General features: G+C 55.5%; 14 protein-coding genes. 9 read left to right on the forward strand and 5 right to left on the reverse strand.

Translation table 11 applies throughout. The features are described from left to right. Positions 1-262 precede the first annotated feature (262 nt). Positions 263-1,072, forward strand: coding sequence for a DNA adenine methylase (locus ACN0UN_RS11405; protein ID WP_417660084.1), 810 nt, complete (start codon positions 263-265; stop codon positions 1,070-1,072). On the opposite strand, the gene ACN0UN_RS11410 is transcribed toward ACN0UN_RS11405, so the two are convergent. From ACN0UN_RS11410 to ACN0UN_RS11430, 5 genes are all read right to left on the reverse strand, one after another. After that, on the reverse strand, positions 1,062-2,252 hold the full coding sequence (locus ACN0UN_RS11410; RefSeq protein WP_417660085.1) for a DGQHR domain-containing protein: 1,191 nt from the start codon (positions 2,250-2,252) through the stop codon (positions 1,062-1,064). The genes ACN0UN_RS11405 and ACN0UN_RS11410 overlap by 11 nt on opposite strands. After that, on the reverse strand, positions 2,249-2,740 hold the full coding sequence (locus ACN0UN_RS11415) for a hypothetical protein (protein ID WP_417660086.1): 492 nt from the start codon (positions 2,738-2,740) through the stop codon (positions 2,249-2,251). Before ACN0UN_RS11415 ends, ACN0UN_RS11410 begins: the two co-directional genes overlap by 4 nt. Positions 2,741-2,854: 114 nt before the next feature. Further along, positions 2,855-3,082 (reverse strand): helix-turn-helix domain-containing protein, encoded by a 228-nt coding sequence (locus ACN0UN_RS11420; protein WP_417660087.1) that lies wholly within the window; start codon positions 3,080-3,082, stop codon positions 2,855-2,857. A 20-nt stretch (positions 3,083-3,102) separates the two neighbouring features. After that, the gene (locus ACN0UN_RS11425; RefSeq protein ID WP_417660088.1) at positions 3,103-3,591 is read right to left on the reverse strand and encodes a BRCT domain-containing protein; all 489 of its coding nucleotides are present in this window, start codon (positions 3,589-3,591) and stop codon (positions 3,103-3,105) included. Positions 3,592-3,602: 11 nt separating this feature from the next. Then, the gene (locus tag ACN0UN_RS11430; RefSeq protein ID WP_417660089.1) at positions 3,603-4,049 is read right to left on the reverse strand and encodes a helix-turn-helix transcriptional regulator; all 447 of its coding nucleotides are present in this window, start codon (positions 4,047-4,049) and stop codon (positions 3,603-3,605) included. 74 nt (positions 4,050-4,123) lie between these two features. On the opposite strand from ACN0UN_RS11430, the gene ACN0UN_RS11435 reads away from it, so the two are divergent. From ACN0UN_RS11435 to ACN0UN_RS11470, 8 genes are all read left to right on the forward strand, one after another. Continuing rightward, a complete protein-coding gene (locus tag ACN0UN_RS11435) occupies positions 4,124-4,360 on the forward strand; it encodes a hypothetical protein (protein ID WP_417660090.1) in 237 nt (78 codons plus the stop codon). A gap of 35 nt (positions 4,361-4,395) precedes the next feature. Continuing rightward, positions 4,396-4,878 (forward strand): YmfL family putative regulatory protein, encoded by a 483-nt coding sequence (locus ACN0UN_RS11440; protein WP_417660091.1) that lies wholly within the window; start codon positions 4,396-4,398, stop codon positions 4,876-4,878. After that, on the forward strand, positions 4,875-5,411 hold the full coding sequence (locus ACN0UN_RS11445) for an antA/AntB antirepressor family protein (protein ID WP_417660092.1): 537 nt from the start codon (positions 4,875-4,877) through the stop codon (positions 5,409-5,411). Before ACN0UN_RS11440 ends, ACN0UN_RS11445 begins: the two co-directional genes overlap by 4 nt. A 98-nt stretch (positions 5,412-5,509) precedes the next feature. Further along, positions 5,510-5,809, forward strand: coding sequence for an ogr/Delta-like zinc finger family protein (locus ACN0UN_RS11450; protein ID WP_101153095.1), 300 nt, complete (start codon positions 5,510-5,512; stop codon positions 5,807-5,809). Next, positions 5,806-6,159 carry a hypothetical protein gene (locus ACN0UN_RS11455; RefSeq protein ID WP_417660093.1) on the forward strand — a complete coding sequence of 118 codons (354 nt, stop codon included), beginning with the start codon at positions 5,806-5,808 and terminating at the stop codon, positions 6,157-6,159. The genes ACN0UN_RS11450 and ACN0UN_RS11455 overlap by 4 nt, the downstream gene beginning before the upstream one ends. A 78-nt stretch (positions 6,160-6,237) precedes the next feature. Then, positions 6,238-6,477, forward strand: coding sequence for a hypothetical protein (locus ACN0UN_RS11460; RefSeq protein WP_417660094.1), 240 nt, complete (start codon positions 6,238-6,240; stop codon positions 6,475-6,477). After that, positions 6,474-6,713 carry a hypothetical protein gene (locus ACN0UN_RS11465; RefSeq protein WP_417660095.1) on the forward strand — a complete coding sequence of 80 codons (240 nt, stop codon included), beginning with the start codon at positions 6,474-6,476 and terminating at the stop codon, positions 6,711-6,713. Before ACN0UN_RS11460 ends, ACN0UN_RS11465 begins: the two co-directional genes overlap by 4 nt. Then, the coding region (locus ACN0UN_RS11470) for a toprim domain-containing protein (RefSeq protein ID WP_417660096.1) at positions 6,710-8,126 on the forward strand (1,417 nt) is incomplete at its 3' end. The genes ACN0UN_RS11465 and ACN0UN_RS11470, both read left to right, overlap by 4 nt.

Below are 8,126 nucleotides of genomic sequence, written 5' to 3' on the forward strand. Positions count from 1 at the left end.
AGACCGGCGAGCAACAGAAACTCACCGAGGGCGACCAGACCAACCCCAAGCGGCTGGTGAACCTGTACGCCGAAAAGAGCAGCGCCCAGCGCGCCGTGGAGCGGGAATGGAAGCGGATCCAACAAGCGAACGCGTGATTGAGCACCAGCCAGTGTTGAAAGGGCTCTAGATCGACAGTGGTGGCAACCAATAGCAAGCTGGACGGCACCTGCTACGGTGCTTAAGCTACGCGGTTATCACTGCCGTTCGAGAATCGTAATACATGGAGCTCCAACCAATCGTAAAGTGGGCCGGCGGTAAACGATGGCTTGTTAGGAAACAGATGGATCTGTTTCCTAAAGACTTCAATAATTATTTTGAGCCCTTTCTAGGTGGCGCAGCGGTTTATTTTCATCTTCGACCACAGAATGCTGTGCTTTCGGACGTCAATGCTGAACTGATAAATGCGTATGCAGCTATTCAGGCGGATTGGGAGCTGGTTGCAACGTTGCTCACCGAGCATCAACGCAATCATTGTAAAGAGTATTATTACCAAATCAGGGCGGGCGTACCTGAATCTATGTACTCCAAGGCGGCCAGAACGCTCTACCTAAACCGCACGTGCTGGAATGGATTGTATCGGGTGAACTTGAGGGGAGAGTTCAATGTTCCAATTGGGACAAAAAATAACGTCTTAATGGATATCGAAGCATTTCCAAAAATAGCGGAACTTTTCCAAGGCGCCGAGTTTAAAGTAAACGATTTCGAAACGACATTAGAACTTGCTGGCGAAGGGGATTTCGTATTTGTTGATCCTCCTTATACCGTGAAGCATAACTATAACGGCTTCATCAAATACAATGAAAATTTGTTTCGTTGGGAAGACCAGGTGCGGCTGCGAGATGCCGTAGTTCGTGCCACTAGTCGAGGTGCTAAGGTTCTAGTCTTAAATGCGAATCATGAGTCTGTAAATAAGCTATACGGAGATTTCGATCAAACAGTTTTGTCTAGAAGTAATGTGTTGTCGGGTAAAAGCGAGTTCAGGGGAACTTATCAGGAACTCGCCATCCGCTGCTGGCCAGTTAGTTATTAACTTTTCTGCGCTCTTTTAAGTCCTTATAGAGTTTGCTTTCGCCGCTTGTGCCTGGCTTGTAGTTGTCTACCGTAAACTCACTGTCGTCGATGTCTATTTCGCTAAGAACATTCGAAAACTCTTCGGTAGTAATAACGGAGCCTATTCTGTCAAGATCAATGTAAATATCCTTCAGGAATCGCATCAAGGCCATAAAGCCGTTCGTCTTGCTTAGCATCACTCCTTTATGGTCGCTATTCCAAGAGTCCGGCCAGCGTGCTCTAACAGCGTCAAAATAATTCCAGATGATATCTGTAAGGTCGAAAACTCGATCATCGATCATGAACTCTCGGAAGATCATTTTCTTCAACTCCTTCGCGTTAGGCCGCGGAGGTTGTTTCCCTTTCAGGTAGAGGTCTCTGTCATCTACCGCTAGGCTGTGCGGGTAGCTGATATGCTTTAGCAGCGCCTCTACAAATGCTGCTTGAGTGATGGCGACGGGTTCTGTTTTCGGTCCGGCAACCCCGAGCCTCTTAATCTTATTCTCGAAAGGACTATCCTTGGTTTCGTTTAGGGCTACGGCTACTTGGTGGCACATTTTTTGGGGGCTTTTCGCTGTGGCCAGGCTAAAAAGATCATAAACCAAGCTTTTATTTACCTTGGTTTGGGCCTGATTAACGACAGAGAAAATGTACGCTTCAGAGGCTGGATCTAGATCTACGAAAATGCTTACATTTACGTCGAAAGGCTTATCTTGGAAGTATGCTTTAAGGCCTTTGATGCGATGTTGACCATCAAGAATTTTAGCAATGTGGTCATATGCAACACTGTCATCACGATTTTCGGCTTCGAATGCCGATATTCGAAGCAGGCGCCGTTCCTCATCAAATTCAACACAGCTCTCCGGGACAGAAAGGATGATGGCTGTAGGAAAGCAAGCGTCGTAGGTGTTCACATAGCGCTCAAGCTCCTTGACTCGGCCTGGCGCCAGTTCGCGCTGAATGCCAAGCATCGTTTCGTAGCCGCTTTTCTCTTCTAATTCGACACGTCGGGTATCCGCATAAGTGATCTCGATCAGTTTTTCATAAGGGATGCTTGCGATGAAGAACCGGCCAAGCGGTTGGTCGACAGAAATACAATCTACCGTGAACGCACCGTTATTAGCGCTCTCGGTGAAGGGAAGCATTGAACTGTAGCTCATCGTGAAGACCCTCTATGCTTCTTATATTCCGCCAGCGAATCTGCAACCGCGTCAGATCGTATTTTGGGGGCATTATTTCTGCTATCAACTTCGTGCTGTAATATAATAATCATTAGGAACACAAGGACCGATGAGCAAAAGCAGTAAAAAGAAAATGTCATTATTCTATCGCTGAATCCGTCAAGCATACCTATTACGTATACACCGGCACCGGAGAGAATCAGTAGGAGGCCAATTACTGCAAATGCCCCTTTAAACCTGACGGGAGGGTCCTTAATGATTGCATATATAAGTGGGGCCATAAGGGTTGCCGAGTAAACTACCAGCTCCCCGTTGGAACCAATTTTTCTTATGGCTTCATTGAAATCCATATTGAGCTTTGACGACATCATCAGCGTCAATACAGCCATTGAAAACGGTATGGTTGAGACCAGAATATTGATTAAAAATTCGGCCAAGGCTTTGCCTATCCACTTATAGGTACGCATTGAGCACCGAGAAATTTAACGTTTTTTCTTCATACATATAACTTTCCATACGTTAATAAAATAACTAGAGGCACTATGGGAAAGATCTATCACGAGCGCGTTTTGAATGAGTTGTCAAGATCTGTCTCCAGTGATGATGTACAGCACGTCCGCATCGCTGCGAGCAGCCAGCGCCTGCAGGTAGTCGATGGGGATGACGGATGAACCGTTCTCGAAGCGCTTTTGCTTGTAGTCGGTGATGCCGGCGAGGTGCGCCAGTTCGTGGATGGCCAGGCCGAGGCGTTCGCGCTCTTCGGTTAGACGGGCGCCGAAGGCGTGGTCGAGGATTTGCTCGTTAAGCATGGGGTACGGTCCTTGTCTGGTTAGCAGGGCAGCTCGCCGCTTTCGAATAGGGCGTGCAGCTGGAGTTCATCTAGGATGAACGCGCCGGCTTCGCGCGCTTTCTCCACCTTGGTAGGCCCGGCTTTTTCACCGATGCAGAGAAAGGCCAGCGCCTTGCCAGCGGTCTTCATCACGCGCAGCCCTTGCGCAGCGGCGGTGCGCTCCAGGTCTTCGCGCCTTGCGGATTTGAAACCAGTAAAGAGGATCTGAGGCCGGTCATCAGGTGCGGCCTTTGGCTTTGGTTCTGGCGCTGGCGGCGCGGCTTCGTTAAGCAATAGCTCAGCGCCAGCCAGGAACTCGACGATGCAGTCTTTACGGTAGGTTTTGGGAAGAGTGTCGACTTCGTTCCGGCCCTGGAGATATCGAGAGTTCTCGATCCAGCGGGTCAGCGTTCGCTCGCTGATTTGGCCTTGTGCGTCCCTGTAGATGAATCGCAGCTGTGGCATTGCGTCCGTGCTCAGTTGTTCCAAGTGCGAACACTTTATGGCGAACGATTAAGCGCGGCAACTGCAGCCACCAACTCCTTTAGTTGCATTTCAATATCACGCAGCCGCTTTTTCTCTCGGGCAACGGACTCAACGGCCTGCTGGCCGTCCTCGTCCAGGGCCCGGTAGGCGGCAAGCAGCGCACGCTCAGCGGAGGGCATGGCGTAGTCACCGCGTTCTTCCTGCGGACCCTGCTCGGCGGCATTTCGACGCAGCATTTCGCCTTCGCCGGTCAGAAGCCAGTCCAAAGAAACGCCGCGACCAGCCGCTATATCTACACAATATGTGTAAGGGACCGAGTCTCTAGACCTCCAATTGCCTAGCGTCGATCGATTTACATCGAGCTTTTCACCTAGCTGATTGTCGTTCTTGACGCCGAAAACGATCTGTAATCGGTCGAGCACTGCGGCTGCTGACTTATTTCCCAATTTTGGAAATTCCACGTTGACTTACCATTTGTGGGAAACTACGATTGCTCACAACGGGAACATATTAGCCAACCGGGGACCGCCGAACCATGAACAAGCGCCAAATCCACGCCCGATTGATTGAGCAGGGCCTAACTTTTCGCTCGTTCGCCCTGGCCAAGGGGTATGACCCGCGCACCGTCACCCAGACCGTAGCGCGTTGGGCGGGTTCCCAAACCATGCCGAACGGGCGGATTGCCTTTTCCATCATGCGTGACCTCTCGCAGCAGACCGGCGTGGAGTTGATTCCCGGCCTGCTCGCGCATCCCTTTGCCCACGCCTGCTAACCGTAATCGGCTTAATCCCCAGGGAAAACTAGAAGATGAAGCGCGAGATTCTAGAGAGCCGCCGGCAAGTGATGCGGGCTGTGGTCGCCAGCTACCCCGGTGGAAGAGAGTGCGCTGCGGCGCGCCTGGGCTTGCCCATCAAGCGGTTTGATAACCAGCTGTACGAAACCAACGGTTGCCAGCCGCTTACCGACGAGCAGCTGCATCAGCTTGAGCAGGACGCCGGCACAGCCCATCTGCCTGACTACGTGGCCGCGCTCTATGGCGGCGTGTTTGTACCGATCGCCAACCCGGACGAACTGGACAATATCGACCTCTACCGCCGCTCGCTCCAGGCGACTGCCAAGCGCGGCGTGGTGGACCAGATCATCGTCACTGCGCTGCAGGATGGCGCCATCGATGAGCAGGAAGTCGAAGCGATCCTGGCCGCGCATCGCAAGCACATTGCGGCACGCCACGGGGAAGTGCAGGCGGTGATTCTGCTTCACACCAAGCGGCAACAAGGAGAGCAACAGTGACGACCAACCTTATCCCGGTGCTACAGGGCGAAATCGAAGGCCGAACGCAGCAGCTATGCGTTGCGCGTGACCTTCACCAATTCATGCAGGTCGGGCGCGATTTCAGTAACTGGATCAAGGGCCGAATCGAGCAATACGGGTTCATTGAAGGCGAGGACTTTTCGCCCGTTTTGGCGAAAAGTACAGGTGGTAGACCGGGGCTGGAATATCACCTCACCCTCGACATGGCGAAAGAGTTGGCCATGGTCGAGAACAACGACCAGGGTCGACAGGTCCGCCGCTACTTCATCGCCATGGAGCGCCAAGCGCGCGAGAGCCGAGGCGCTTCGTACCTCAGCATGAACCACCAGTTGGCCATGCATCGGCAGATCCCCAAGCTGATTGCTCAGCTCAAGGCCGAAACCGTGCCAGCCATCCGCGCCACGCTGTATGCCCAGCTCACCCAGCATTGCCACCAGCTCGCGATTCCCGCGCCCGCCATGGACAGCGTGGGCCGCAGCGTTCAGCCGAGCGGCGATCTGTTCGACCAATAACGGCTACCTGTGCACGCATCGATGTGGGTTGGTGCGTGCGCAGAGGGATTAATCCCTAGGAAGGCCAGCCGCTGCCACGGCTGAGGTGAGGGGAAGCGATGAGCGTTTACAAACTGGTTTGCCCGGCGTGTGGGGAGCGGATGCGCATTCGCAACTCAGAAGGCCAGACACCGACATTCCGCACCATCTACGGCCAGTGCCAGAACTTGGCCTGCGGACTGGTGCTAACGGGCTCGATGAGCTGGGACTACCAGATCAATACGTCGGGCATGGACAAGCCAAGGGTGGTGCTGCCGATTGCGCCGTCCGTGGCGAAAATGCAGGCATTGCGTGACAGCCGACCTGCAAGTGATCAACCCGATCTGTTCGATCAGCCACTCAAGGAAGCACTCGCATGAACAGCGATACCTCTGCCAAGGATTACCGCAGCACGATGCAAGCCGCCGCCAAGGCCTACCTCCTGCGCCATCAGGATGAGTACCTCGGGGACGATGAGCGTCTGTATGACCGTACATGCCGCTATTTGGTTCACGGGCTCGAAGTGCCGACCTTCATGGCGCAGCGTTTGGTGCATCTGGCGATGACTGAGCTTTCGTGCCGTGTGGCTATCGATCGCGGACAGGGTGACGAAACCCGCCTGTGTCTCGTGCACGTCAGCAGCGGGGAGCGGGCGCTGTTTCCGCTCCGCTACTTGCCGTTGCGCCTCCAGCCGCCGACGGCTCAGCCGGCTGCAGCAGCCGCTAACTGATCACCCCCTGAATTGAATCCCGTCTCCATGCCCGCCGTTGCGCGGGTAGGGGGAAGTTGCGCCCGAATGGTGGCTTTTATGTGCGACATCACCGTAGAAATCAGACTCAAGCGACCCCAGGCCGAAGCTTATCTGCGCTTTCTGACCAACCAATATGAGCTGCTGATGGCAGCGTGCTGGTTCGACGACAAGTACCGCTACACACCGGCCGGCTTCCGCGGCCCGCGCATCCTTGAGGACCACCCGCACATCGCCGGCCTGAACCGCACCATGCGCGAGCTGGTGAAGCAGCTGAAGGAAGCGGGGGTGCCGGCATGATCACTCAGCCCACCATGCCAGCCTGTCAGGCGCTGGCGGCCGACCCGGCGCGCTTCCTGTTCAAGCTGCACCTGCAGCGGCTGGTTACTTCGCCAAGTTTCCAGCTGCAGCGCGATGAGGCTATCCGCTTATCCGGGTACCTCAGCGGTCTGCTGGAAAATGCGCTGATCACTGAAGCGCAGCTTGATGCGGTAAGCGATGAGATTGACGCCTTCGCTTGGGGGCCACGCTCATGAAGTCGATGGACCACGCCATCCGCACCGAAGTGCTCGCGCGCCTGGAACAGCAGTTCGGCCTCAAGCGCATCGCCGGCACCAACTACATGCGCAAGGGTGAATGCCCCAGCTGCAACAAGCGCGAGCTGTTCAGCCGCTATGACGAGCCTTGGTTCATCAAATGCGGGCGCGGCAAGTGCGGCCAGCAGTGGCACATCAAGGAGCTGTTCGACGATCTGTTCGATGACTGGAGCAAGCGCGTTCCGGCCACTGAAAAAGAGCCCACCGCCACCGCCAATAGCTACCTGCAGGGCGCCCGCGGCTTTCGTCTGGAGCTGATCAAGGGCTGGTACACGCAAGAAAACTATTTCGACCGCCACCAGAGCATCGGCTCGGCCACGGTGCGCTTTCCGCTGGAGAAGGGTGGCTACTGGGAACGGCTGATTGACCGGCCGCACCGCTTCGGCAAGCAAAAGGCGCGCTTCGCGCCCGGCCAATCCATGAAGGGCTACTGGTGGTGCCCGCCGAGCGTGGACCTGCTCCAGGTCAGCGAGTTGTGGATCGTCGAGGGCATCTTCGACGCCATTGCTTTGCTGCATCACGACATCGATGCCGTCTCGGCCATGAGCTGCAACGCATTCCCGGCCGAGTCCCTCAAGGCGCTGGCGAAGGCCTGCGCGGACGCTGGGCAGAAGCTGCCGAAGCTGGTGTGGGCGTTGGATAACGAGCCGACAGCACATCGCTATACGCGCCGCTGGGTGCGGATGGCCCGCGAGCTCGGTTTTACCTGCGAGGCCGCGCAGATCCCGCAGGGTGACCGCAAAACCGACTGGAACGATCTGCATCAGCGCTGGATGTTCCTCGACGAGGACAAGCGCGCCGACCAGGTTGAGACTGACATCAAGGCCGCCCGGTACCAGGGCGCACTGCTGATCGCCGAAAGCGCCGCCGAGAAGGCGCTGCTGATGTACGACTGGAACAAGCGGGGCGAATTTCACCTGGGCTTCGGCAACCGCATGTACTGGTTCAAGCTGGACTTGGAAAAATACAACAAGGCCATGCAGGAGCTGGAAAACAGCGACGACCACGACGACCAGTTGCTCAACGATCGGCAGATGCGCGAGAAGGCCCTGCAGCAGTGCGGCAGCGTGATCGAAATCGCCAACTGCTACCCCAAGGCGCTGTACTTCCAGCGCAACGAGGTAACGGACGAGGCCTGGTACTACTTCCGCGTCGACTTCCCGCACGATGAGCCGACCGTGCGCAACACCTTCACCGGTGGCCAGGTGGCGGCTGCGGCAGAGTTCAAGAAGCGCCTGCTCGGCATGGCTGCGGGCGCGGTGTTCACCGGCAGCGGCAGCCAGCTCGACAAGATCATGAAGGATCAGCTCTATGGGCTGAAAACCGTCAAGACCATCGACTACATCGGCTACA

Source organism: Pseudidiomarina sp. (genome assembly GCF_048267825.1).
Lineage (GTDB): Bacteria > Pseudomonadota > Gammaproteobacteria > Enterobacterales > Alteromonadaceae > Pseudidiomarina.